Annotated in this window: 21 protein-coding genes; 17 read left to right on the forward strand and 4 right to left on the reverse strand. The window is 59.3% G+C overall.

Going from position 1 to position 24,468, the window contains the following annotated elements:
- The first annotated feature begins 101 nt into the window (after window positions 1-101).
- Entirely contained in the window at window positions 102-539 is a 438-nt protein-coding gene (locus R2A130_RS09075) for a CBS domain-containing protein (RefSeq protein ID WP_009464770.1), read from the forward strand.
- Between the two features lie 119 nt (window positions 540-658).
- Complete coding sequence (gene ppa / locus R2A130_RS09080) at window positions 659-1,195, forward strand: inorganic diphosphatase (RefSeq protein ID WP_009464771.1); 537 nt, start codon at window positions 659-661, stop codon at window positions 1,193-1,195.
- Window positions 1,196-1,259: 64 nt separating this feature from the next.
- On the opposite strand, the gene R2A130_RS09085 is transcribed toward ppa, so the two are convergent.
- A complete protein-coding gene (locus R2A130_RS09085) occupies window positions 1,260-2,432 on the reverse strand; it encodes an adenylate/guanylate cyclase domain-containing protein (protein WP_009464772.1) in 1,173 nt (390 codons plus the stop codon).
- Between the two features lie 160 nt (window positions 2,433-2,592).
- Between R2A130_RS09085 and R2A130_RS09090 the strand changes: the two genes are divergently transcribed.
- From R2A130_RS09090 to R2A130_RS17565, 7 genes are all read left to right on the forward strand, one after another.
- A complete protein-coding gene (locus tag R2A130_RS09090) occupies window positions 2,593-3,318 on the forward strand; it encodes a sterol desaturase family protein (protein ID WP_009464773.1) in 726 nt (241 codons plus the stop codon).
- A 68-nt stretch (window positions 3,319-3,386) separates the two neighbouring features.
- Window positions 3,387-4,772, forward strand: coding sequence for an MATE family efflux transporter (locus R2A130_RS09095; RefSeq protein WP_009464775.1), 1,386 nt, complete (start codon window positions 3,387-3,389; stop codon window positions 4,770-4,772).
- Between the two features lie 92 nt (window positions 4,773-4,864).
- On the forward strand, window positions 4,865-5,449 hold the full coding sequence (locus tag R2A130_RS09100) for a cytochrome P460 family protein (RefSeq protein WP_009464776.1): 585 nt from the start codon (window positions 4,865-4,867) through the stop codon (window positions 5,447-5,449).
- A gap of 183 nt (window positions 5,450-5,632) precedes the next feature.
- On the forward strand, window positions 5,633-6,901 hold the full coding sequence (locus tag R2A130_RS09105; RefSeq protein WP_009464777.1) for a sarcosine oxidase subunit beta family protein: 1,269 nt from the start codon (window positions 5,633-5,635) through the stop codon (window positions 6,899-6,901).
- A 14-nt stretch (window positions 6,902-6,915) separates the two neighbouring features.
- Window positions 6,916-7,200: a sarcosine oxidase subunit delta gene (locus R2A130_RS09110; protein ID WP_009464778.1), complete on the forward strand. Its 285-nt coding sequence runs from the start codon at window positions 6,916-6,918 to the stop codon at window positions 7,198-7,200.
- Entirely contained in the window at window positions 7,197-10,220 is a 3,024-nt protein-coding gene (locus R2A130_RS09115) for a sarcosine oxidase subunit alpha family protein (RefSeq protein ID WP_009464779.1), read from the forward strand. Before R2A130_RS09110 ends, R2A130_RS09115 begins: the two co-directional genes overlap by 4 nt.
- Window positions 10,213-10,782, forward strand: coding sequence for a sarcosine oxidase subunit gamma (locus R2A130_RS17565; protein ID WP_009464780.1), 570 nt, complete (start codon window positions 10,213-10,215; stop codon window positions 10,780-10,782). Before R2A130_RS09115 ends, R2A130_RS17565 begins: the two co-directional genes overlap by 8 nt.
- 181 nt (window positions 10,783-10,963) lie before the next feature.
- Here R2A130_RS17565 and R2A130_RS09125 read toward each other — a convergent pair whose 3' ends face one another.
- Window positions 10,964-12,049 (reverse strand): ABC transporter ATP-binding protein, encoded by a 1,086-nt coding sequence (locus R2A130_RS09125; protein WP_009464781.1) that lies wholly within the window; start codon window positions 12,047-12,049, stop codon window positions 10,964-10,966.
- A 213-nt stretch (window positions 12,050-12,262) separates the two neighbouring features.
- On the opposite strand from R2A130_RS09125, the gene R2A130_RS09130 reads away from it, so the two are divergent.
- Window positions 12,263-13,504 (forward strand): ABC transporter substrate-binding protein, encoded by a 1,242-nt coding sequence (locus R2A130_RS09130; protein ID WP_009464782.1) that lies wholly within the window; start codon window positions 12,263-12,265, stop codon window positions 13,502-13,504.
- Window positions 13,505-13,812: 308 nt separating this feature from the next.
- Here the strand turns inward: R2A130_RS09130 and R2A130_RS09135 are convergent, their stop codons facing one another.
- Window positions 13,813-14,265, reverse strand: coding sequence for an Lrp/AsnC family transcriptional regulator (locus R2A130_RS09135; RefSeq protein ID WP_040305569.1), 453 nt, complete (start codon window positions 14,263-14,265; stop codon window positions 13,813-13,815).
- Between the two features lie 98 nt (window positions 14,266-14,363).
- On the opposite strand from R2A130_RS09135, the gene R2A130_RS09140 reads away from it, so the two are divergent.
- From R2A130_RS09140 to R2A130_RS09170, 7 genes are all read left to right on the forward strand, one after another.
- A complete protein-coding gene (locus R2A130_RS09140; RefSeq protein ID WP_009464784.1) occupies window positions 14,364-14,957 on the forward strand; it encodes a LysE family translocator in 594 nt (197 codons plus the stop codon).
- Window positions 14,958-15,092: 135 nt separating this feature from the next.
- Window positions 15,093-16,034, forward strand: coding sequence for a carbohydrate ABC transporter permease (locus R2A130_RS09145; protein WP_009464785.1), 942 nt, complete (start codon window positions 15,093-15,095; stop codon window positions 16,032-16,034).
- 3 nt (window positions 16,035-16,037) lie between these two features.
- The gene (locus R2A130_RS09150; RefSeq protein ID WP_009464786.1) at window positions 16,038-16,889 is read left to right on the forward strand and encodes a carbohydrate ABC transporter permease; all 852 of its coding nucleotides are present in this window, start codon (window positions 16,038-16,040) and stop codon (window positions 16,887-16,889) included.
- Window positions 16,890-16,982: 93 nt separating this feature from the next.
- Entirely contained in the window at window positions 16,983-19,157 is a 2,175-nt protein-coding gene (locus tag R2A130_RS09155; protein WP_009464787.1) for an alpha-galactosidase, read from the forward strand.
- A complete protein-coding gene (locus R2A130_RS09160) occupies window positions 19,150-20,055 on the forward strand; it encodes a 2-dehydro-3-deoxygalactonokinase (RefSeq protein ID WP_009464788.1) in 906 nt (301 codons plus the stop codon). Before R2A130_RS09155 ends, R2A130_RS09160 begins: the two co-directional genes overlap by 8 nt.
- Window positions 20,052-20,678 (forward strand): 2-dehydro-3-deoxy-6-phosphogalactonate aldolase, encoded by a 627-nt coding sequence (locus R2A130_RS09165; protein WP_009464789.1) that lies wholly within the window; start codon window positions 20,052-20,054, stop codon window positions 20,676-20,678. Before R2A130_RS09160 ends, R2A130_RS09165 begins: the two co-directional genes overlap by 4 nt.
- Window positions 20,671-22,650: a beta-galactosidase gene (locus R2A130_RS09170; RefSeq protein ID WP_009464790.1), complete on the forward strand. Its 1,980-nt coding sequence runs from the start codon at window positions 20,671-20,673 to the stop codon at window positions 22,648-22,650. Before R2A130_RS09165 ends, R2A130_RS09170 begins: the two co-directional genes overlap by 8 nt.
- Here R2A130_RS09170 and edd read toward each other — a convergent pair.
- The gene (edd, locus tag R2A130_RS09175; protein WP_009464791.1) at window positions 22,647-24,461 is read right to left on the reverse strand and encodes a phosphogluconate dehydratase; all 1,815 of its coding nucleotides are present in this window, start codon (window positions 24,459-24,461) and stop codon (window positions 22,647-22,649) included. The two genes, R2A130_RS09170 and edd, sit on opposite strands and share 4 nt — an antisense overlap.
- Window positions 24,462-24,468 lie beyond the last annotated feature (7 nt).

Genomic DNA, 24,468 nt, shown 5'->3' on the forward strand with positions numbered 1-24,468 from the left:
CCGTTTCAGCGCTTCATCTGCGCCGCGATAGCGGACAGGATATGGCGTGAATGAAATGCGGTGTTATACTAACGGTTAATACCATGAGGAGGAGAACCGCCATGACTGTTGCCATGATGCTGGACGCCAAGGGCCACAACACCGTCACCATCAGCCAAAGTGAAACGCTGGCGGATGCTGCGACCATTCTCGCAGACCGCCGTATCGGCGCAATTCTAGCGGTTGATGAGAACGGCAAGATGACCGGAATTTTGTCAGAGCGCGATATCATCAAATTTCTGGCCAAGGACGGCGCAGCGGCGCTGGAAAAGCAGATCTCCGCCTGCATGACCCGCAACGTCGTCACCTGCCAAAGGCGCGACACCATCGACGCGGTTCGCACCATGATGGGGGAAGGGCGTTTCCGCCACGTTCCTGTTATGGAAGATGGCGAGCTGGCTGGCATTATCTCGGTGTCCGACGTTGTGAAGCACCGCATGGCGCAGGTTTCGCGCGAGGCGGAAGAGCTGAAACGCTACATCATGGACGGCGCAGCCTAAGCGCGTTCGATCCATTTCCGCCAATTAATTACCCGCTCAATAGAACGAACGGGGTAATTCAACTGCGCGGAAAAATGGTCTAGGAACCATCCAACACATTCCCCCGTGAGATATTATCAATGCGCATCGACCAGATCGAAATCGGCACCAACCCGCCCCACGACGTCAACGTCATCGTCGAGGTTCCGCTGGGCGGCGAGCCGATCAAATACGAAATGGACAAAGCGTCCGGCGCCATGGTGGTGGACCGCATTCTCTACACGGCCATGCGCTACCCCGGTAACTACGGTTTCGTGCCGCACACATTGTCGGACGATGGCGACCCCATCGACGTGTTGATCGCCAACCACCTGCCGCTGATGCCCGGCTCCGTCATCAACTGCCAGCCCATCGGCGTGCTCTACATGACCGACGAAGCCGGCGGCGACGAGAAGATCATAGCGGTGCCATCCTCCAAAGTTTCAGCCCGCTTTCAAAACATGAACAGCGTCTTCGACCTTCCCGACATCACAAGACGCCAGATCGCCCACTTCTTCGAGCGTTACAAAGATTTGGAAGATGGCAAATGGGTAAAAGTCGATCGCTGGGGCGATGCTGCCGAAGCCCGCGACATGATCGAAAAGTCGATCAAGGATGCGAAGGCTGCCGAAGGGTAGCCCAAGCCCTTTGCGCGGACAAAGCTACGAATGAAAGCAATCGTGTTTGTTGAAATGTTACGCGCTAATACAAAGAGCGAATAAGACCGAAAATTTGAATGCGGCTGCTCACCCCACGCACTTCGTGGTAGCCGCGTTCCGTGAACAAATCCGGAGCGTGTTTGGCTGCCGAAGCTGTTGCCAGCACCTTATCACCAATTGATTTTGTCAGACTCTCAACACGGCTGGCCAAGTTTACTGCGCTACCAAGCACCGTAAAATCCAGCCTGCTTTGGCTGCCAATATTGCCATAGCTGACCTCACCAACGTTGATACCGATACCGATTTCCAATTCTGGTTTGTCGGCTTCAGTTCGATTTGCGTTGAGCGATGCCAGAGCGACCAGTATATTTTGTGCAGCGTTGGCGGCATCGCGGCACCGCTCTGCATGGTCATCAGTTGCTGAAATCGGAAAGACCGACAAAACGCCGTCGCCCATAAATTTAAGGACTTCACCACCGTTTTTCTCGACGGCCTGCACGACGACTTCAAAATAACCGTCAAGTGCCTCGAAAACCGCCTGCTCGCTTTGTGTTTCAGAAAAGGCAGTGAAGCCGCGTAAGTCAGAAAACATCACGACGGCTTGCAAACTTGTTCGCTCGCCACGCTGGATGGAACCGTTCCAGACAGCCTCCGATGGCCCGCTTCCGAGGTAAGTCCGCAAAAGGCTGCGGGTCGATTTCCGCATCGTTATGGGTTCCATTGCCGATGACAGTCCGGACTTAGCTTCTTCAATCATAGCCAAGTGCTCGGGGGCGAAGTCGTTTTCGGATCGCGTTGTGAAGGTGCAGCCGTGCTGTGAACCGTCGCCGTAAGTTAAAAAGGTGGCATAAAAATCCGTGCCACCCTTCTCGGCGAACTCAAGATATGAACTGTGATCTTTTTCCGGATCCAGCCCACGTAAGCTCTTATGAAGTGGTCGTTGGTTCTCAAAAACATATTCGAACGAGCTTCCAATGTAGCCATCCGTGAGCATACGAGCGTGCGTCACATCATAGCTTTCCGTGCTGTCTGGTGTCCAAATAACGCCCCAGGCAATCAGCAACGGATTGGCAAAGCGCTGGCCGATATTCACACGCCACAACGGAACGCCTGCTTCGACCAGTGTTGTGCAAAAATGCGAGACGATCTCGATGGGGTCGTTAGAGCAACGCCCGACTGTCATCATCCAGGTGTTGAGATTTTCAATCGTATTCATAGTGACAGGGTATCAAATGTCGAAGGCCAGGCAAGATCGTTACGCTTGAACCCGCGGGACAACGTCCAGAAGGACGCAAGTGAACAGCCGAATGCGATGCAGCCTTTATGGGACTGCTTTAAATCTGTATTGTTGTCATTCCACTAGATGAGGTGAACCCATGATCCCAACCCTTCGCGTTCTCATCCATATGGGCTCCCTCCAGCGGCTATTTCCGTTCTGGCTGTTGGGCATCGGCTTGCTCGTCGCCTATTTCACGCCACTGCTGCTCGTGGCTATCGCCTACGGCATCGTCATGCAATTCTTTGTGGAATATGCGATGCACCGGTTTCTGTTGCATCGTGAGCCGCCGACGCAGCAGAGCGTGTTCAACGACCTTTATCGCGGTCATATCGGGCATCATGAGAAGCCTAACGATCCCGAATTTTTCACCGGTGGCGACGGCTGGTACGCGCTGAAATTCGGATTGGTATCGCTCGTCCTGCACGGCGCGGTGCTGTCGCCGTTTGTGGGGCTGGGCAAAGGGTTTCTCTATCCGGCGGTGGCGATTTTCGTTGGTTCGATTTCGGCCTACACCTTTTATGAGTTTTGCCACACGCTGGCGCATCTCAATGTGCCGAAGGGCTGGTTCGGCCAAAGGGTTACGCAGAGCCATCTGAAACACCATTTCAACGACCACGACACCACCTTCCACGTCAGCTTTGGTATGGCGTGGATCGACCGCCTGTTCGGCACGAAATATGATCGCGCCGAAGCTAGGGACCGCTACGACCCCCACACCATCTTGTCGTTAGGCATGGACCCTGAAGACCTGCGGCTCGTCACCGCCCGCAAGACATATGGCGTAAATTTCACGCCAAGATCGAAAGCTGCAGACAGGTCTTAGCCTGCTAAAAGAAGAGGGGCAGTGGGCACCCCTTTCGCCCATCCGTTTTCCCCTATATCGCGGTTGGTATGAGCATCGTCGCCGCCCCCACCACCAAGCCGTTCGCGAACCATCTGCGCGCCACGCTTGTGCTTGGTCTGCCGCTCGTGGCGATGCAGGTGACGCAGATGCTGATCAACGTCACCGACACGGTGATGGTGGGTTGGTTGGGTGTCGAGGAACTGGCCGCTGGCGTGCTGGCGTTTCAACTGCTGTTCACGGTTCTTATTTTTGCGCTCGGCATCGCGGCAGCGCTCATGCCGTTGGTGTCGTCTGCGCTGGCAAAGGGCGAAACGCGGGAGGTTCGCCGCTCCGCACGCATGGCGCTTTGGGTGCTGCTGCTGGTGTCGCTGGCATTCCAGCCTCTGCTTCTTTTCAGCGAAGGTTTTCTGCTGGCGCTGGGTCAAAAACCCACGACGGCGGCTCTGGCGGCAGAATATCTCATCATCGCGCAGTGGTCGCTTGTGCCTGCATTCCTGATGAACGGGTTGCGGAATTTCCTTGCTGCCCTCGAGCGCACAGCCATCATCGTATGGGTGACGGTCGCCATGGCGCTGCTCAACGGGTTGCTGAACTGGGTGCTGATTTTCGGCAATCTCGGCGCGCCTGCTTTGGGGCTGGAAGGGGCGGCATGGGCCACGCTCATTGCCAACGGGGCGGGCTGTGTCGCCATGTTCGCTGTTGCGAAATTCGACCCCGTTGCCCGACCCTTCGAAATTCTCACGCGGCTGTGGAAGCCCGACTGGCAGGCGTTTTTCAAAGTCTGCCGTCTTGGCTTTCCCATCTCTTTGATGATCCTTGCGGAAGCCGGATTGTTTGCCGCCACATCCATCATGATGGGCTGGTTGGGCACGATAGAACTCGCCGCCCACGGCATCGCACTGCAACTGGCGTCCATCGCCTTCATGGTGCCGCTCGGTCTGTCGCAGGCAGCATCCGTGCGCGTGGCGGGGGAAGCAGGGCGCAGCGACTGGTCCGGTATCGGTCGAGCTGCCAATGCCGTTTATCTCATCGCCATCGGTTTCGCGTTTGTATCAGCTGCGATCTTCCTCATCTTCCCGGAAGCCTTGTCACGCCTCTTTCTCGATGCTGCCAACACCGACGCAGATGCGGTGATTGCCGCTGCAGTCTCGCTGTTGTTCATGGCGGCCCTGTTCCAGATTTTCGACACGTTGCAGGTGGCGTCTTCCGGCAATCTTCGCGGGCTGCAGGACACGACCTGGCCCATGGTCATAGCGGCTTTCGCCTATTGGCCTGTGGGCGTAGGGCTGGCCTATGTGCTCGGCTTCAAAATGGGCTTCGGTGGCGTCGGCGTATGGGGCGGATTGGTCGGCGGTCTTGCGGTTGCGTCCATCGCACTGACATGGCGTTTCATGCGCCGGGAGCAATTGGGGTTGGTGGACGCCTCACGATAAAGTTAGCCGAACCCGCCCGACCGTGATTTCCCGTTCACCTGTCGCTGCCATAATGTCGCGGCAACATTCGACAATTTCCTTGGGGGAACACCATGAAACATCTCATCGCCAGCGCCACATTCGCGCTCACCATGTTTGCAGCACCAGCCGCATTTGCCGCCTGCACCAGCGACGTCGCCAAAGACGACCTGACGGGCGAGCAGGTCACCGCGCTTTACGATTGCATCAAAGCAGAACTGCGCGAAGGCTACGCTTCGCAGGGTGGCGAAAACACGAAAGAGTACCAGTCATGGAAAGCCGCCGCGACACGCCCCGCAACGGTGGGCGTCCACGGCAAACGCTTCCTCATGACCTACGTGAACGAGACCGGTTTTGCGGAATACACCAAATATTCCGAAGAGCGCGGCCCCATGCCGGTAGGTTCTATCCTCGCCAAGGAAAGCTTCAACGTTTCGAAGAAGAACAAGGTCCAGAAGGGACCACTGTTCTTCATGACCAAGGTCGCCGCCGGTGGCGAAGCAGAGCCGTTCGGCAACTGGGTCTATGGCGTGTTCAACCCCAAGGGCAAAGTGCAGAAAATCAGCCAGAAATTCTGCCACGACTGCCACGGCAATTACGATGAACAGGACTTTATGGGTTACCCCGATGAAGACGTCCGCATCGAAGCCTCCAACTAACGCTCCTCTCTCCTGAGAGTGGCAACGGGTCGCCCATCGGGCGGCCCGTTTTCGTTTGTGGCAAACCCATTTGCGGCGTGAACAGACATGCCGTGCCGCTTTCATCATTGCGTCGCCTGTTCCCCGCGATAAAGTAGCTCCCGCACGGCACAGCACACCGCGCGTGATGGGAGCCTTCCGGCGATGAAATATTCAGCTCTGCAAATCGTCAAACAGGCGTTGCGCGGCAACAAGGGTTGGACGCCTGCCTGGCGTAAGGCCGAACCGAAACCGGCTTACGATGTCATAATCATCGGCGGCGGCGGGCATGGTTTGGCGACGGCGTATTATCTTGCGTCCGTCCATGGCATCACCAATGTCGCGGTCATCGAGAAGGGCTATCTCGGCTCCGGCAATATCGGTCGCAACACCACCATCGTGCGCTCCAATTACCGCCTCACCGCCAATACGCAGTTCTACGAAAAATCGATGGAACTGTGGCGTGAACTTTCCCACGATCTCAACTACAATGTCATGTTCTCACCGCGCGGCGTCATCAATCTCGCTCACTCACCGGGCCAGATGGATGCCTATGCCGAGCGCGGAAACCAGATGCGCTTGCTAGGCTTGAAATCAGAACTGCTGGACCGCGATCAGGTGGCCCGCGCGAACCCCGGTCTCGATGTATCCGGTTCCGCCCGCTTCCCCATCGAAGGTGGCCTGCTGCAGCCAGACGCGGGCAACGCCCGCCACGATGCCGTCGCTTGGGGTTACGCCCGTGGCGCGTCAGCTTTGGGTGTCGACATCATCGAAAACACTGAGGTCACGGGCTTTCTGAAAGAGGGCGACAAGATCGTCGGCGTCGAAGCCACCCGCAACGGGGCACCAATCGAAATCCGCTCCGAGAAAACCGGCGTGGCTGTCGCCGGTGCCACGTCGAAAGTCATGGCCACCGCCGGCATCACCGAACTGCCCATTGAGTCCACCGTGCTGCAGGCCTTCGTTTCCGAAAGCATCAAGCCCGCCATTCCCAATGTCATCACCTTCGGTTCCGGCCATCTCTACGTGTCCCAGTCGGACAAGGGCGGTTTGGTCTTCGGCGGCAATATCGACTATTATAACTCCTACGCCCAACGCGGAAACCTGCCCGTATGGGAAGAGGTGACGGCGGAATTGATCGCCATGTATCCCTGCTTTGCCCGCGTGCGGTTGCTGCGAAACTGGGGCGGCATCATGGATATGTCGCTCGACGGCTCACCCATCATCGGCCCCGGCCCGTTGCCCGGCATGTATCTCGACGCTGGCTGGTGCTACGGCGGCTTCAAGGCCACCCCCGCATCCGGCTGGTGCTTCGCCCATACCATCGCCAACGACAAGGCCCACGAGTTGAACGAAGCCTTCACGCTGGAGCGCTTCGAAGATGGCCGCTCGCTCGACGAAAAGGGCGCTGGCCCTACCGCCTGGTATCATTAGGGGAGGGGAAGAATATGCGTATAAATTGCCCCATTTGTGGCGAAAGGGATCACCGTGAATTCACCTACAAAGGCGACGCGACGGCCATCCGTCCGGCAATCGATAGCGACGATATGGATACCCACAAGGCCTACATCTACCGCCGCAAAAACTCCGCTGGCACCCACCGCGAATTGTGGAACCACACCGCCGGTTGTCGCACCCATATGATCGTCACCCGCGATACGATCACCCATCACATCACGTCAGTCGAGCCGGTTGGGCCGTTCGCAGATCAGTTGAAGGAGGGGGCAAAATGAGCAACCACCGCCTCACCCTGCGCGACGGTGTTGGGACGCTGATCGACGGTTCGTCCGGCAAGGTCAATTTCACCTTCGACGGTAAGCCTTACACGGGCCGCAAGGGCGACACGCTCGCCTCGGCCTTGCTCGCCAATGGCGTGAAACTCATCGCCCGCTCGTTCAAATATCACCGCCCGCGCGGCATCGTTTCCGCAGGCTCCGAAGAACCATCCGCACTGGTCACTTTACGCTCCGGCGCGCGCAGCGAACCGAACATCCGCGCCACCGAGATCGAACTCTACGAAGGCCTCGAAGCCAAATCCCAGAACCGCTTTCCGTCGCTCGCTTTCGACGCGATGGCGGTGAACCAGCTGGCTGGTAAGGCGCTAGGCGCAGGCTTCTACTACAAGACCTTCATGGGGCCGAAGTCGCCGGGCCATACCGCTACAAAATTCTGGGAATTCTGCGAAGCCTCCATCCGCCGCGCTGCAGGCCTCGGTCGTGCGCCGCTGGAAGCAGATCCCGATCGCTATGCCCGCATGCACGCATATTGCGATGTTCTCGTCGTCGGCTCCGGCGCAGCAGGCATAGCTGCCGCCCGCCGTGCGGCGAGCGCCGGTGCTCGCGTTATCCTGTGCGACGAACGCGCCACCGCAGGCGGTTCGCTCACCGGCGCAGCCGATATGATCGGCGGCGAACCGGCACACGTTTGGGTAGCCGAAGCCGTGGCGGAACTCGCCGCGATGGACAACGTCACCGTCCTCACCCGCACCACGGTTCAATCGCTTTTCGATGATGGCACGATCTTCGCCATTGAGCGCGTGGCCGACCACAAGGCAACGCCCGACAAGGGCGAACCGCGCCAGCGGGCGTGGCAGATCGTGGCAAAGTCCACCGTCATCGCCACCGGCGCGCTGGAGCGCCCCATCGTCTTCGGCGGCAACGACCGCCCCGGCGTGATGCTGGCGGATGCCGCCCGTCGCTACGCTGTGGAATTCGGTGTCGCGCCGGGCCGCGCTGTCACCGTCTTCACCAACAACGACACCGGCTGGCTTGCCGCCCGCGACATGGCCCGCACCGGCACCATCGTGAATGCGATCATAGATGTGCGCCAAGATGTGTCGGACCATATTCGTGCAGCGGGCGCGGAAACCCGCGCCGCAATCCATGTTGGTTCCGCCGTCGTCGGCACCCATGGCTGGAACGAATTGACCGGCATCAGCGTCGGTTCTTTCGATGAACGCACCGGCGTCGCCAGCCCGGGCAACCGCCGCATTCCCTGCGATTGCCTTGCCGTATCCGGCGGCTGGTCCCCCGCATTCCACCTCACATCGCAGCAAGGCGGCAAGCCCATTTGGGACGCTGAACTGCAAGCCTTCCTGCCCGGTGAACCGGCAGAAGAATCCAACACGCGCTGGCATGGCGCTGGCGCGATGGCTGGCAAATTCGGCCTGCGCGCAGCCTTCCGCTCCGGCGAAGAAGCTGCCGCGAAAGCGCTCGCCGATGCTAGTTTTGGAGAAGGCGAAAGCCATGTGCCATCCATCGACGGCGACGAGTTGGACCACGCCCCTGCGCCTGTGTTCGAGATACGCAACACTGGCAAAGCTTTCGTCGATCTTCAACACGATGTAACGGCTGACGATGTGCGTTTGGCAGAGCGTGAGGGCTTCCGCTCCGTCGAACACCTGAAGCGCTACACGACGCTGGGCATGGCCACCGATCAGGGCAAGACGTCCAATGTCACCGGCCTCGCCATCATGGCCCACGCCCGCAACATGGATATTCCCGATGTCGGAACCACGCGCTTTCGCCCGCCTTACACGCCCACGGCCATAGGCACGATTGCGGGCGAAGCCTACGGCCATCTCGCACCCACCCGCCGAACCCCGATGCAGGACTGGCACGAAGCCCGCGCGCGGTGTTTCCCCAACGGCCCGTGGATGCGACCGGAGAGTTACAATGCCGACGGCGAAAGCGTCGAGCAGGCCTATATCCGCGAGACAAAAGCGGTGCGCGCCGGTGTCGGTATCGTCGATGTTTCGACGCTGGGTAAGATCGACATTCAGGGGCCGGACGCCACGGAATTCATTAATCGCATCTACTCCAATGCCTTCGCCAAGCTGCCCGTGGGCAAGGCTCGCTACGGGTTGATGCTGCGCGAAGACGGCATCCTGTTTGACGACGGTACGACATGGCGGCTGGACGACCACCGCTATCTTATGACCACCACCACGGCAGGCGCGGGCCTCGTGATGGAGCACCTCGAATACCACCGCGACGTGGTCTGGCCCGATTTGAAAGTCGCGCTAACCTCCGTCACCGACGAGTGGGCGGGCGTCGCCGTGGCTGGTCCCAAGAGCCGTGATTTACTGGCGGCCTGCGTCGAGGATTGCGACGTCTCCGATACGGGCTTGCCCTTCATGGGCGTGCGCGACGGCACCATCGGCGGCATTCCCGTCAAGCTGGCGCGACTGTCGTTTTCCGGTGAAATGGCTTTCGAAGTGTATTGCGGCTTTACACACGGCCAAGCGATCTGGGACGCGCTGCTGGCCGCTGGCGAACCGCTTGGCGTTACCCCTTATGGGCTGGAAGCGCTCGGCACGCTCCGTATCGAAAAAGGGCATGTTGCCGGACCGGAATTGAACGGACGAACCACGGCCCATGACCTTGGCCTCGGTGGCATGGTGTCCACCAAAAAGCCGTTCGTCGGCAAGGTTCTCGGCGAACGCCCCGCGCTGCACGAGGACGACCGCTTGCAACTGGTGGCCATCGCTTCGCTGGACGGTCAACGCATTCGCGGCGGTTCTCATCTGGTGCAGGGCGGCAAGGATGATGTCGGTAGAAGTGAAGGCCACACGACTTCCACATGCTTCTCGCCGGAACTGAACCGCTACGTTTCGCTGGCACTGCTGGAAGGTGGCCGCGCCCGCCACGGTGAGCGCATGTTTGCAGCCAACCCCATTCGCGGAATGCACGTCGCTGTAGAGGTCGTCAGTCCTCATATGGTCGACCCTGACGGAGGACGGATGCGTGGCTAAACGAGCAAAAATGATGACACCCGATCCCGTCTCCCCCATCGGCGAAGCCGCCATGCCCCGCGCTGCAAGTGGCGACGCCGGTATCACGCTGTCCGAACGTTTGCCGAGCTCCTTCGTGCAAGTGCAGGCTTGGCCTGACACGGTGGCGAAAGCTGCGAAGGTTATCGATAAGTTGGCTGGCGAGGGCGTCACCATCATGGCTACGGGCCCCGGTCGTTGGCTCATCGAAAGCGACGAGACTGGCTTGGAAGATTCACTCCGCAAGGCGCTGAAAACGGACGCCGCCGCCGTCACCGGCCTCACCCACGCCCGCGTCGTCATCACGGCGTCCGGACTGAAAGTCGATTGGGTTCTTGCCTCCGGCATCGCGCTGGATTTCGCGAACATGGAACCGGGCGACGTAGCGCTCACTGCCCACCACGGCATCCCGCTTACAATACGCCGCTTGCCCGATGTGGCCGACAGAAAAGCCTACGACCTCACCGTTTTCAGCAGCTACGCCCGCGACTTCTGGGGCTGGCTTGAACGTGCTGGTGAAGAGGTGGGGCTGGCGGTGGCTTAGTCACCACACACAATTGTCATCCCCGCGCAGGCGGGGATCAACTCATCTGCAAGCTCTAACATCAATAGAAGCGCGCGGATGTTGCCACATCGGCTGCTGTCTCACATATCCGTCGCCCTTCGAAGTGGGTCCCCGCCTTCGCGGGGATGACAGTGGAATATGTGTTGTGATTTGCGGTGGCCTAAATCCGCAATCCGTCACTCCCGAACAACATCGCCGTTGCTGGATCGACACCGATCTTCGCCACATCGCCATCCTTCACATCCGTGTGCCCCTTTTGCTCGACCGTCAGCGGAACGTCGCCGCCGACGTCGAGGTAGAGGAAGGAGTTGCCACCCAGCTGCTCCACCACCGTGGTGGGGGCGGAGAAGGAATTCGCATTGCCAGTGGCCGCGATGAAATGTTCCGGGCGCAGGCCTATCTCTACCTTTTCGCCCTTGTCCGGCGTGCGGTCGCGGGTCGCGGCGGTAATTTTGAGATTACCCAACTGTGGAACCAAGACGGTGGCAGAGCCCTTCTTGGATGAGGTCACTTCAGCATCCAGAAAATTCATGCGCGGGGAACCGATGAAACCGGCGACGAAGGCGTTGTCCGGGTTGTCGTAGAGTTCCAGCGGCGAGCCGTACTGCTCCACACGACCCGCGCGCAGCACCACGATCTTGTCGGCCAGCGTCATCGCTTCCGTCTGGTCGTGGGTGACGTAGATCATCGTGTTTTTGAGATCGTTGTGCAGCTTGGCGATTTCCAACCGCATCTGCACGCGAAGCTCTGCATCGAGGTTCGAGAGCGGCTCGTCGAACAGGAACACCTTTGGGTTGCGAACGATGGACCGGCCGATGGCGACGCGCTGGCGCTGGCCGCCGGACATGGCGGCGGGCTTGCGGTCCAGCAGCGGGCCGAGTTCCAAGATGGCGGCTGCTTTCTGCACCCGCTCGTCGATTTCCTTCGCGTCCACGCCGTTCATTTTCAGGCCGAACGCCATGTTGTCGTAGACCGTCATGTGCGGGTAGAGCGCGTAGGACTGGAACACCATCGCCACGCCACGGTCGGACGGTTCAGCATGGGTGACGTCTTCGCCGCCAATCGCAATCGTGCCACTGCTGATGTCTTCCAGACCGGAGACCAGACGTAGCAACGTGGACTTGCCGCAACCCGACGGTCCTACGAAAACGATGAAGTCGCCGTCCTCGATGTCGAGATCGACACCGTGAATGACGTCGATATCGCCAAATGACTTCTTCACATTGCGCAGTGTGACTCCGGCCATGGCCGTATTCTCCCAGATACTCCCAGTCTCGCAATCAAAGCGGGGAATCGGTGCGAAAACAACCCGCTGGTTACAGGCATGGTGATAAATTGGGTCCATCGCCTGTTTGCGAGCGCCACATTTGATGGTTAGTGTGCTCCTAGCTGTTGGGAGGCGGCGTCGAACGCTTTGGCGTGTCCTCCCATCATTTACATGCAACGGGAGAATTATCGCATGAAGACCACCTTCTTTAAGATTGGCACCGCAATTACTGCCGCCACGCTCTACGCAACCACGGCGCTTGCAGGCGATCTCGTCATAAACTTCGACGATCCGAATCCGAAGCCGAAACTCGGCATCGAAGCTGCCGTTGAAGCGTTCAAGGCTGCTAACCCGGACATTAACGTCACGCTCAACATCACCGACCGTGAAGCGCACAAGACCGCGATCCGCAACTTCTTGTCCGCCGAAGCACCGGACGTCACGGCATGGTATCCCGGCAACCGTATGGCACCATTCGTGAACGCTGGTCAGTTCGAAGACATCTCCGATTTGTGGGCGTCTGACCCGAACCTGTCCACCAGCTTCGAAGCTATCAAGCCCACCATGTCGATGAACGGTAAGCAGTACGGCGTGCCGTATTCCTACTACCAGTGGGGTATCTATTACCGCAAAGACATCTTCGACAAAGCCGGCATCACCGAAGAGCCCAAAACCTGGGATGAACTGATGGCTGCCTGTGGCAAGCTGAAAGCTGCCGGCGTCACGCCCTTCACCATCGGGACCAAGTTCCTTTGGACCGCGGCCGGCGTGTTCGACTACATCAACCTGCGCACCAATGGCTACGAGTTCCACAACGATCTGACCGCAGGCAAGGTGAAGTACACCGACCCCAAAGTGCGCCAGGTGTTCACCAACTGGAAGCAGATGCTGGACGAGTGCTCTTTCGTGGACAACCACGCCACCATGTCCTGGCAGGATGCGCTGGCACCCTTCGCCAAGGGTGAAGCTGCCATGTATGTGATGGGCAACTTCGCGGTTGCCGCGATGAAGGACGCCGGTTTGACCGACGACCAGATCGACTACATGCGCTTCCCGGAAATCACTCCCGGTCTGCCGCGCGCTGAGGAAGCACCAGCCGATGCGCTGTTCATTCCTACCAACGCGAAGAACAAGGAAGATGCCCGCAAATTCCTCGCCTTCGTCGCGCGCCCTGAAATCCAGTCTGAATGGAACAAGACCATTGGTCAGCTTCCGCCGAACTCGAAAGCTGCCGTCAGCGATGACAAGTTCATTCAGGAAGGCTTCGAAACTGTCTCCACGGCTTCCGGCCTCGCCCAGTTCTTCGACCGTGACGCGCCAGCCGAAATGGCCAAGGCCGGTATGGAAGGTTTCCAGGAATTCATGTTGAAGCCGGACCGCCTCGACAAGATCCTCGAGCGTCTCGATAAAGTTCAGGCCCGCGTTTATAAATAAGCGCTTTTTCTGCGCTCACGCTGTCGGGCTTCGCCCTTCGCTGCACGGGCGCGGTCTGGCCGACCGGTCGCTCTTCGCTCCGGTTGATTGAACTAAAAACGGGCTGTCCGAAAGGATGGCCCGTTTTTCTTTTAGCCGACTAGTCTTCCACCGTTGTCATCCCCGCGCAGGCGGGGAACCACTTCTCTGCGAGACGTGGCGGTGGATGTTAGGGCGCACATCTTGGGCATCGTGCTGCCGAAGCCTGTAAGGCATCATGCGTTGATAAGTGGGTCCCCGCCTACGCGGGGATGACAGAGCATTTGTGTCTAAGCCCGCTCGTCCTTCGGCGATCCCATCACAACAAACGTCGTGATCTTGCTCACCTGCGGCAACGCACCCAGCTTGTCCGTGTGGAATGCTTTGTAGGTCGGTAAATCTGCAACCTCGACACGCAATAAGTACTCCACCACGCCGGTGATGTTGTGGCATTCGCGCACTTCGGGTGCAGCTTTCATGGCGCGTTCGAAAGCCTCTTGCGCGGCCTTGGTGTGGGACGAAAGGCCAACCGACATATAGGCGACGAAGCCGATGCCACGCGTGCTTTCGTCCAACACAGCGCGGTAGCCGCGTATAACATCGCGCGCTTCCAGAGCCTGCACCCGGCGCAAACATGCAGAGGGTGACAGGCCCACTTTTTCCGCCAGCGCAACGTTGGACTGGCGCGCGTCCTGTTCCAGCGCGTGCAATATCCTGCGGTCTATGGCGGTAAGATCGATCATTTGTTGCGTAGATAGATTGAATATCGCGAAGTTTGCAACGATATCATGCACAATCCACGCCATGATTCATCTGAACGCAGCCCTTTGGCGCAACGATCATGTCTCTCGAAATACTCCTCGCCCTCATCTCCTTCGCCTTCGTCACGTCCATCACGCCGGGGCCGAATAACTTGATGCTCATGGCGTCTGGCGCGAATTTCGGTGTGCGCCGCACCGTGCCGCACATGTTGGGCGTAGCGCTGGGTTTCGTCGCCATGGTCGCGTTGGTGGGACTTGGCTTGGCGCAAATTTTCGATCTTTATCCGGTCAGCCGCACGGTACTTCAGGTCATCAGTGTCATCTACATGCTGTGGCTGGCGTGGAAGATCGCCACTGCAGCCGCGCCCAAAGATGCGGAAACCTCCGGCACCCCGATGACATTTCTGCAGGCTGCTGCCTTCCAATGGGTCAATCCAAAAGCATGGGCCATGGCGCTATCTGCCATCGCCGTTTACGCACCGGACCGAAGCTTGGCTGCCATCCTTCTTGTGGCGGTCATTTTCGGCGCAGTGAACCTGCCATCCGTGGGTAGTTGGGCATGGATGGGCCAGCAGTTGAAATATGTGCTGACCAACGCAACGCGGTTGAGGATTTTCAACTGGACCATGGCCGCGCTCTTGTTGGCCTCGCTCTATCCGGTGCTGTTTCCGTAGTTGCACTCCGCAGTCAGGTGCGCCTGCGTGCAAATGTAAACTGGCACCAGCTGCCCCCTTGGCAAGCGCTTCCGATTGCTGGCACACTTGCAGCACGCACACCGCAACGACGGTGGCGCGTGAGGGAGGACTGCCATGACTGTCGCACCAGCCGTGCCGAACGCCAGCGTGCCTGCATCTATTGCCGACCAGCGGTCGTGGTATCGCCGCAACCGGCTTCAAGTTGCGCCGTGGCTGTTCCTTGCCCCCGCGCTGATATTCTTTCTCATCTACGTCATCATCCCGATCTTCCAGTCGATCTGGATCAGCTTTTACGCGTGGGACGGCCTTGGCGAAAAACAGTGGCTGGGCCTCGGCAACTATGTCGAACTGGCCGATGATGATCGCTTCTACACCTCGCTTTACAACAATATATTGTGGCTGGTGCTGTACATGCTGGCCGTGCCCGCTGGCCTGTTCATCGCGCTGTTCCTGAACCAGACCGTGCCGGGAATGCGGCTCTACAAGTCGCTGTTCTTTTTCCCGTTTGTTATTTCGCAGGTGGTCGTCGGTCTTATCTTCTCGTGGTTCTACAACCCGAACTTCGGCATCGTGGCCGAAATCTGGGGCTTCTTCGGCGCATCTCCACCGTCCATTTTGGGCGATGAAGACCTTGTTACCTACGGCATCATTTTCGCAGGCCTGTGGCCGCAGATCGCCTATTGCATGATCCTCTATCTCACCGGCCTCAACAACGTGTCGCCGGACCAGATCGAGGCAGGCAGGTTGGACAACGCCAAGGGCTGGAAAATGCTGTGGTACGTGGTGCTGCCGCAGCTTTGGCCCGCGACGTTCCTTGCCATCGTGGTCACCGTCATCGGCGCGCTGCGCTCGTTCGATATGATCGCGATCATGACCCAGGGCGGTCCTTATGGCTCGTCCAATGTGTTGTCATATTTCATGTTCGAACAGGCGCTATCGGAATACGGTTTCCGCATGGGTTACGGATCGGCAATCGCCACCGTGCTGTTCATGATCATGCTGATTTTCATCTCCTTCTTCCTGTGGAAGATGTGGCGCGACGAGCGGAGGGCTTAACCGATGTTTCCGACCCCTATCGAGAAGAAGTCCGCAGGCACGCAAACGCTCTACAAAATTGGCCTGCCTATCGCTTTGTTCATTTGGCTGTTGCCGCTGCTCGCCATTTTCATGACTTCTGTCCGCCCCGGTGGCGACATCAACGCGGGTAATGTCTTCGGCTGGCCGAGCCAGTTTCAGCTGTTTGAAAACTATTACGCGGTATTCGCTGAATCTCAGGCGGCGCAATATCTGTGGAACTCACTGAAGATCACCGTTCCCACAATGATCCTGTCGGTCGGCCTCGCGGCGCTCGCGGGCTACGCGCTGGCGATCTACAAATTTCGGTTTTCGCTAACACTGTTCTTCATCTTCGTGGCGGGCAATTTCGTGCCGTTCCAAATCCTCATGGTGCCCGTCCGCGATTTGTCCTTGAGCTTCGGCCTCTACAACACCGTCACTGGCCTCGTGCTCTTCCACGCGGCGTTCCAAACCGGCTTTTGCACATTGTTCATGCGCAATTTCATCAAGGCGCTGCCGCACGAGTTGATCGAAAGCGCCCGCATCGAAGGCGTTGGTGAGTTCCGCATCTTCTGGCACCTCGTGCTGCCCCTCGTGCGCCCCGCATTGGCAGCGCTTGCCGTGCTCATCTTCACCTTCGTCTGGAACGACTATTTCTGGGCAACGGTGCTAACCAACGGCGAAAACGCCAAGCCGATCACAGCGGGCGTGAAGGCGCTGAACGGTCAGTTCGTGTCCCGCTGGCATCTGGTCTCCGCAGCATCGCTCATCGCAGCTTTGCCACCCGTCGCCATGTTCTTCCTCATGCAAAAGCACTTCATCGCGGGCCTGACATTGGGTGCGACGAAGGGATAAAATATCCAGCAGGGCGGCTTTCACTGTTAGCCGCCCGCGCCTAAGAGGGGCGCAACGCCGCGCGCTTTCGTGCCCTCTTTCAGAGCCATTGCCATGAGCCCAAAAACGAGTTCAGAAAACATCGTCCACACCCATCGGCTGGACGCCCACAACACGACCATCCTGTTTGGCTGGGTCACCGGCATTCCGGAGATCATCTATATCGGCGCGCGGTTGGACGATGGCATGGACGTGGAGATGTTCGCCCGTTCCCGCGCCCGCCCGTTGGGCCACGCCACCATGGACGAACACGCCCCTGTTTCCATGCAGCCGGAAATCGGCGCGGGCTTCATGGGCCACCCGGGTCTGGTGGCCAACCGGGTAGATTCTGACAAGCCCGGTTGGGCCGGGATCTTCGAGTGGGTGGAAACGGCGGAGACCGACGACGGCGTTACCTTCATCTGCCGCGACGACCACCGCGAGTTGCGCCTCGATATCACCGTCACGCTCTGCCGGAAATCCGGCGTCGCTGTCATGAAATCGCGCCTTACGAACGAAGGCGCTGACGACTGCATGGTCGATTGGATGAGCGCTCCCGTTATTCCCGTGCCGCAACATCTGTCCGAGTACCTGCACTTCCACGGTCGCTGGACGGCGGAGTTCGCCATCGACCGCCGCACCGTGCCCATGGGTTTGGTGAAGAGCGAAAACCGACGTGGTCGCACCAGCCATGAGGCCTTCCCCGGCACCATCATGCTGGCACCCACCACGGATGAAGAATCCGGTCGCTGCCTCGGCGTGCATATGGGTTGGTCCGGTAACCACCGCATGGTGCTGGAGCGTATGACGACGGGCGAATGCCAACTGCAAATGGGTGTGCTGCATTTCTCCCGCGAGGGCATGTTGCCAGCCGGTCGCGCATTGGAAACACCTGAAATCCATGTGGCGACATCGGACGTCGGTCTCAACGATCTGTCGCAGCGTTTCCACCGCCATGTGCGCGAGAACATCCTGAAACTTCCCGATGCCAAGAAGCCCCGTCCCGTCACCGTGAACACGTGGGAAGCGATCTATTTCGACCACAACATCGACGCGCTGAAGGAATTGGCGGACGCTGCGGCGAAAGTCGGCGGTGAGCGTTTCGTGCTGGATGATGGTTGGTTTGTGGGCCGCAACGACGACACCACATCGCTGGGCGACTGGACGCCCGACCCGCAAAAATATCCCGACGGTCTGCACCCCATCGTCGATTATGTGGTGGACGAGAAGGGCATGGAATTCGGCCTGTGGGTGGAGCCGGAAATGGTGAACCCTGACAGCCAGCTTTACCGCGACCATCCCGATTGGGTATTGGCGGTGGACCCATATCCACGCCATCTGGGCCGCAACCAACTGGTGCTCGATCTCACCAATCCGGAAGTCTTCGAATATCTTTACACGGTCATCGGTGACCTGCTGAAAACTTACCGCACCGCCTATCTGAAATGGGACATGAACCGCGATCTGGTGTTGCCCGGCGACCGCACGGGCTTGCCTGCTGTTCACCGGCAAACCACCGCGCTTTACGCGCTGCTCGATCGGTTGCGCGAAGGTTTCCCGAATGTCGAAATCGAAAGTTGCGCGTCAGGTGGCGGGCGTGTGGATTATGAAATCCTAAAACGCACCCACCGCTTCTGGACATCGGACAGCAACGACGCTGTGGAGCGAACCCGCATCCAGCACGGCTTCACGCATTTTCTGCCGCCCGAAGTCATGGGCTCCCATGTCGGCCCCGCGTGGTGTCACACGTCGGGCAGGGGTTTCCATCCCGACTTCCGCGCGTTGGTGGCAAGCTATGGCCACATGGGTTTGGAGCTGGATTTGCGGAAGGTCAGCGATGAGGAATTCGCGCTCTTCGCCGCCGCTGTGGAACGCTACAAGGCTGATCGCGACCTATGGCACAGCGGTGATTACCACCGTATCACAACCGTCGATGCCGACCTGTTAGGCGCTTGCGTGGTCGATGCCGAACAGCGTTCTGCGCGTATCGTAATGATGCAGATAGACCGTCCCCGCTCCATCGTTCCACCCACCATACAAGTGCCGGGGTTGAACCCGAACCGGCGTTATAAGGTGGAGTTGCAGACCGAAAACAAGGTCGCCATGCACGGCTCCCGCAAATTCCGTAATCGCTTGATGGACGGGCGGCTGGAACTGACAGGCGCAGTGCTCATGTCCGCCGGCGTTCAACTGCCGGTGCTCTACGCGCAGACGGGCGTGGCCTTGGCGCTGGAGGCTATCGATGACTGACCCCGCGCTCATCGCCCTTGACTGGGGCACGACGAATGTACGTGCTGCATTGCTGGATGGCGAAGGCCAAGTGCTGGAGGCCCGCAAAGGCGAAAGCGGTGTGGGGAGTTTGGATGAAGCGGGTTTTATCGCCCGTTTTGGAGAACTGACGGAAGGCTGGCCGAAGCTACCCGCTATCGCTTGTGGTATGGTCGGCAGTAGACAGGGGTGGAGCGAAGCCCACTATTGCGAATTGCCGTTGGATGTCTCGCAACTTGCCGCAAAACTGCACCGCACAAACCACCTCACTATCGTGCCCGGTGTCATGAAAGATACCCTCGACCAGGCCGACGTCATGCGCGGTGAGGAAACCCAGATCGCGGCCTTGCTGGCAGAAAATCCTGCTTTCGATGGCACCATAGTGCTGCCCGGCACTCACTCCAAATGGGCGCGTATCGCCAAGGGCAAGCTGGTCGATTTCAAAACCTATATGACCGGTGAATTGTTCGATGCTTTCGCGGGCCACACGATTTTACGCCACACCGTTCAGCCCGCCGAATTGGATGCAGACGACAACGCGTTCGACGTTGCTGTGGGTGATGTGTTCATGACCAAGGGCAGCGATTGGGGGCGCTTCTTCAACCTTCGCGCTGCAGCGCTGGTGGGTGAAACCCTGCCAGGCCAGTTGCGCGAAAAACTGTCCGGCTATCTTATCGGCATGGAACTATCGTCGGCCGCGCAGGATGGTTTCGATGTGCAGGCGGTCACTATAATCGGTGGCGGTGCCTTGGTGGAGCGCTACACGCGGGCGCTAGCTGTGCTTGCTGCTGACGTTACGCCACGGGAATCCGACACCCTCATCTGGCCCGCGCTGTTCGCGCTGGCGCAGCAGGCCAATATGATTGGAAACGAAACATGAGCGATCTTTTCGAAGGCCACCGCCCCTTGGTGGCGATCCTGCGCGGGCTTGATTCCGACGATGCTGTCGCCATCGGCGGTGAGTTGATCGACGCCGGTTTTGGCATCATCGAAGTGCCGCTCAATTCGCCCGATCCATTGCGCTCCATCGGCGCGCTGGCGGATGCGTTCGGCGACCACGCTATCATCGGTGCAGGCACGGTGCTGACCACGCAACAGGTGGATGCCGTGCGGAGCGTCAACGGTCGCCTCATCGTGTCGCCCAATATGGATGTCGACGTGATCGCCCGCACACGCGACAAGGGCGGCTTGTCTTTCCCCGGCGTGTTCACTCCTACGGAAGCCTTCGCTGCCGTCAAAGCCGGGTGCCACGCGCTGAAATTCTTCCCCGCATCGCTCCACGGGCCGGACGGCGTGAAGGCGATCAAAGCTGTGCTGCCGCCGGAAATTCCTGTGCTGGCTGTGGGCGGCGTTACCGTGCCGACCATCGGCGAATGGCTTGCGGCAGGAACGGCGGGCTTTGGCATCGGCTCCAATGTGTTCAAAGTTGGCTGGTCAGCCGCGCAGGTTGGCGAACAGGCCCGCGCGTTCGTGGCCGCCTATGATGCCGCCGCACATGGCTGACCGTTCCCCGACCCTCGGCGTTTGCTACTACCCCGAACATTGGCCCCGCGACATGTGGGAGCACGATGCGGCCCGCATGGTGGAATGCGGAATCACGGTAGTTCGCATTGGCGAGTTTTCCTGGTCGCGCATTGAACCATCGCGTGACGATTTTCAGTTCGAGTGGCTGGACGACGCCGTCGAAGTGCTGGCAAAAGCTGGCCTGAATATCGTCATGGGAACGCCCACAGCCACGCCGCCCAAATGGCTGGTGGACGAAATGCCGGACATGGTGGCGGTGGACGCGCAGGGCAATCCACGCAAATTCGGCTCCCGTCGCCACTACGACTTCAGCCACATTGGCTTCCGCGTTGAAAGCCGCCGCATCACCGAAATTTTTGCCAAACGCTACGGTGAGCACCCCGCCATCATCGCGTGGCAGACCGACAACGAATATGGCTGTCACGACACCACGATGAGCTACAGCGATGCTGCCCGCGATGGGTTTCGCGTATGGCTTGCAGCGCGCTACGGCACCGTCGATGCGCTGAACGAGGCGTGGGGCAACATCTTCTGGTCGATGGAATTAGCCAGTTTCGAAGATGCGGAATTGCCGAACCTCACCGTCACAGAACCCAACCCCGCCCATGTGCTGGATTTCCGCCGCTACTCCTCCGATCAGGTGGTCGCTTTCAACCGCGAACAGGTCGACATCATCCGCGCCCATTCCCCGGGCCGCGATGTGCTGCACAATTTCATGCAGCACTACACCGAGTTCGACCATTTCGATGTTTCCGTCGATCTCGATGTGGCGACGTGGGACAGCTACCCCATTGGCATGCTGGAACGGCACGGTCGCGATGCGGCGTGGAAGAACTGGTATATGCGCGCGGGCGATCCTGACAGTCAGGCTTTCCACCACGACCTTTACCGTGCTTGTGGGCGAGTGAAAGACAGATCGCAAGCTGGCCGCATGTGGGTGATGGAGCAGCAGCCTGGTCCGGTGAACTGGGCACCGTGGAACCCCGACCCGCACCCCGGCATGGTTCGCCTGTGGACCCACGAGGCCATTGCCCACGGCGCGGAAGTCGTCAGCTATTTCCGCTGGCGGCAAGCGCCTTTCGCGCAAGAGCAATTTCATGCGGGCCTGCTGCGGCCCGATGATACCGAAGACCGTGGTTACGATGAAGCCGCGCAGGTAGCGCTGGAATTGGCCGACTTACCGAAAGCCCAAACCACTCGTGCGAAGGTCGCGTTGGTCTTCGACTATGCGTCGATCTGGGCAACCGAGATCCAGCCGCAAGGTGCAGATTATGATGGCTTCACGCTTGCGTTAGAGTGGTATTCCGCCCTGCGTCGCCAAGGCCAGAACATCGACATAGTGCGCCCCGGCGAAGCGCTGGACGGTTACTCAGCCGTCTTCGTGCCGCACCTGTTGATGGTGAGCGATAAGGCGTCGGTGACGTTTGAAAATTGCGACGGCCACATCGTTTTCGGTTCGCGCACCGGTTCACGAACCGAACACCATCGCATTCCTGATGGTCTGCCGCCCGGGCCGTTGCGCGCGCTGATCGACATAAAGATCAACCGTGTGGAAAGCCTGCGTCCTGCTCATTGTCACCTTGTAGGCAATACCGGTTCCTTGGTGAAATGGGCAGAACAGGTCGAGGCAGGGCGAGGTGTCGATGTGATTGCGGAAACTGCTGAAGGCCATCCGGCCCGCTTGCGGCAGGGTAAGGTGGACTACATCGCTGGCTGGCCGGATGAGAGCCTGTTGGACGGTATCATTTCCGACACGCTAGACCGTGCGGGTATCGAGCGCATCGAAACTGGAGATGACTTACGGGTCCGTGACCGCGGCAATCTCCGCACCATCGTGAACTACGGGCCCAAGCCACGCGATACGGCTCATTTGATTCCGAGCGGTGCGAAGGTGCTGGTTGGCGAGGCGACCCTCGGAGTTGCGGGTGTCGCTATTGTCGAGTTGCCTTAACCGAGAACACTTGCGCCCGTATCGGCCGTCGAAACATTCGCGCGGAACGCGTGGAATAACTCTACGCCCATGCCGAATTCATTGCCGCTCATGTCTGCTGTTGCGAGTTCCCGAGCAGCCCATTCCGCCTCATCCACCAAGGCCACCAACTCGCCTGTCTTCGCGTTCAATCGCACCACGTCGCCATCGCGTAGCTTGGCTATGCCGCCACCCGCTTTGGCCTCAGGTGTGCAGTGGATCGCGGCGGGAACCTTGCCGGATGCGCCGGACATGCGGCCATCCGTGACGAGGGCGACCTTGTAGCCACGGTCCTGCAACACGCCCAGCGGCGGGGTGAGTTTGTGGAGTTCCGGCATGCCGTTAGCCTGCGGACCCTGAAAGCGGCACACGGCGATGACGTCCATGTTCAACTCGTCCGCCTCGAAAGCATCGCGGATGCCGTGCTGCGTATCGAAGATACGAACCGGCGCTTCGATGATGTGGTATTCCTCCTTCACGGCAGAGGTCTTGATGACCGCACGGCCTATATTGCCGTCGAGCATTTTCAGGCCGCCATCGGCGCGGAAGGGTTTTTTGACAGTGCTGAGAATGTTGGTATTGCCGCCTTCTTTTGGCGCGGGCTTCCACTCGACGCCACCATCGGCAGACAGCTTCGGTTCCTGCGCCATCAGCGACAGGCTTTCGCCCATGATGGTCGTCACGTCGTCGTGCAAATGACCTTCGCGCAGCAATTCACCGATGAGATAGGGGAGGCCGCCGGCTGCATGAAAATGGTTCACATCTGCCATGCCGTTGGGATACACGCGGGCGAGCAGCGGGGTGCATTCGGCAAGGTCCGACAGGTCTTCCAGCGTGAGCACGATGCCCGCCGCCTTCGCCATGGCGACGAGATGCAGCACATGGTTGGTGGAGCCACCGGTGGTGTGCAGGCCGATGATGCCGTTCACCATCGCCTTCTCGTCGATCACGCGACCTATGGGCGTGAAGCGATTGCCTTGCCCGGTGATCGCAAGCGCAGTGCGAACCGCCTCTTCCGTTAGCGCATCGCGCAGGGTGGTGTCGGGGTTCACGAAGCTGGACCCGGGCAGGTGCAGGCCCATAAATTCCATCAGCATCTGGTTGGAATTCGCGGTGCCGTAAAATGTGCATGTGCCGGGCGAATGATAGCTTGCACTTTCCGCTTTCAGCAGTTCATCGCGGCCGATTTTGCCTTCTGCGTATAGCTGGCGGATGCGGACTTTTTCGTCGTTCGCCATGCCGGACGGCATCGGACCTGCTGGCACGAAAACGGCGGGCAAATGGCCGAAGGTCAGCGCGCCGATCATCAGACCCGGCACGATCTTGTCGCAAACACCTAGGTAGAGCGCGGCATCGAACATGTTGTGGGACAGGCCAACGGCGGTGGCCATGGCGATGACGTCGCGGGAAAACAGCGACAGCTCCATGCCCTTCTGGCCCTGCGTGACGCCATCGCACATGGCCGGTACGCCCGAGGCCACCTGCGCCACCGCGCCTTCTTCAGACGCGATGCGCTTGATGATGGATGGGAAGCGCCCGAACGGTTCATGGGCCGACAGCATGTCGTTGTAGGAGTTGATGATCGCAAGGTTCGGCACCGTGTCGCCGGACAGTTTTTCCTTGTCGCCGGTGCCGCAGGCGGCAAAGCCGTGTGCGAGGTTTCCGCAGGTCAGTGACGAGCGGTGCGGTCCGTCGGAAGCGGCGCGGTCGAGCCGGTCGAGATAGGCTTCGCGCGTCGGCTTGGAACGCTCGATAATGCGGTCGGTGACGGCGATAATGGCGGCAATCGTCATGGTTGCT

The sequence above is a fragment of the Ahrensia sp. R2A130 genome (assembly GCF_000179775.1).
Lineage (GTDB): Bacteria > Pseudomonadota > Alphaproteobacteria > Rhizobiales > Rhizobiaceae > Pseudahrensia.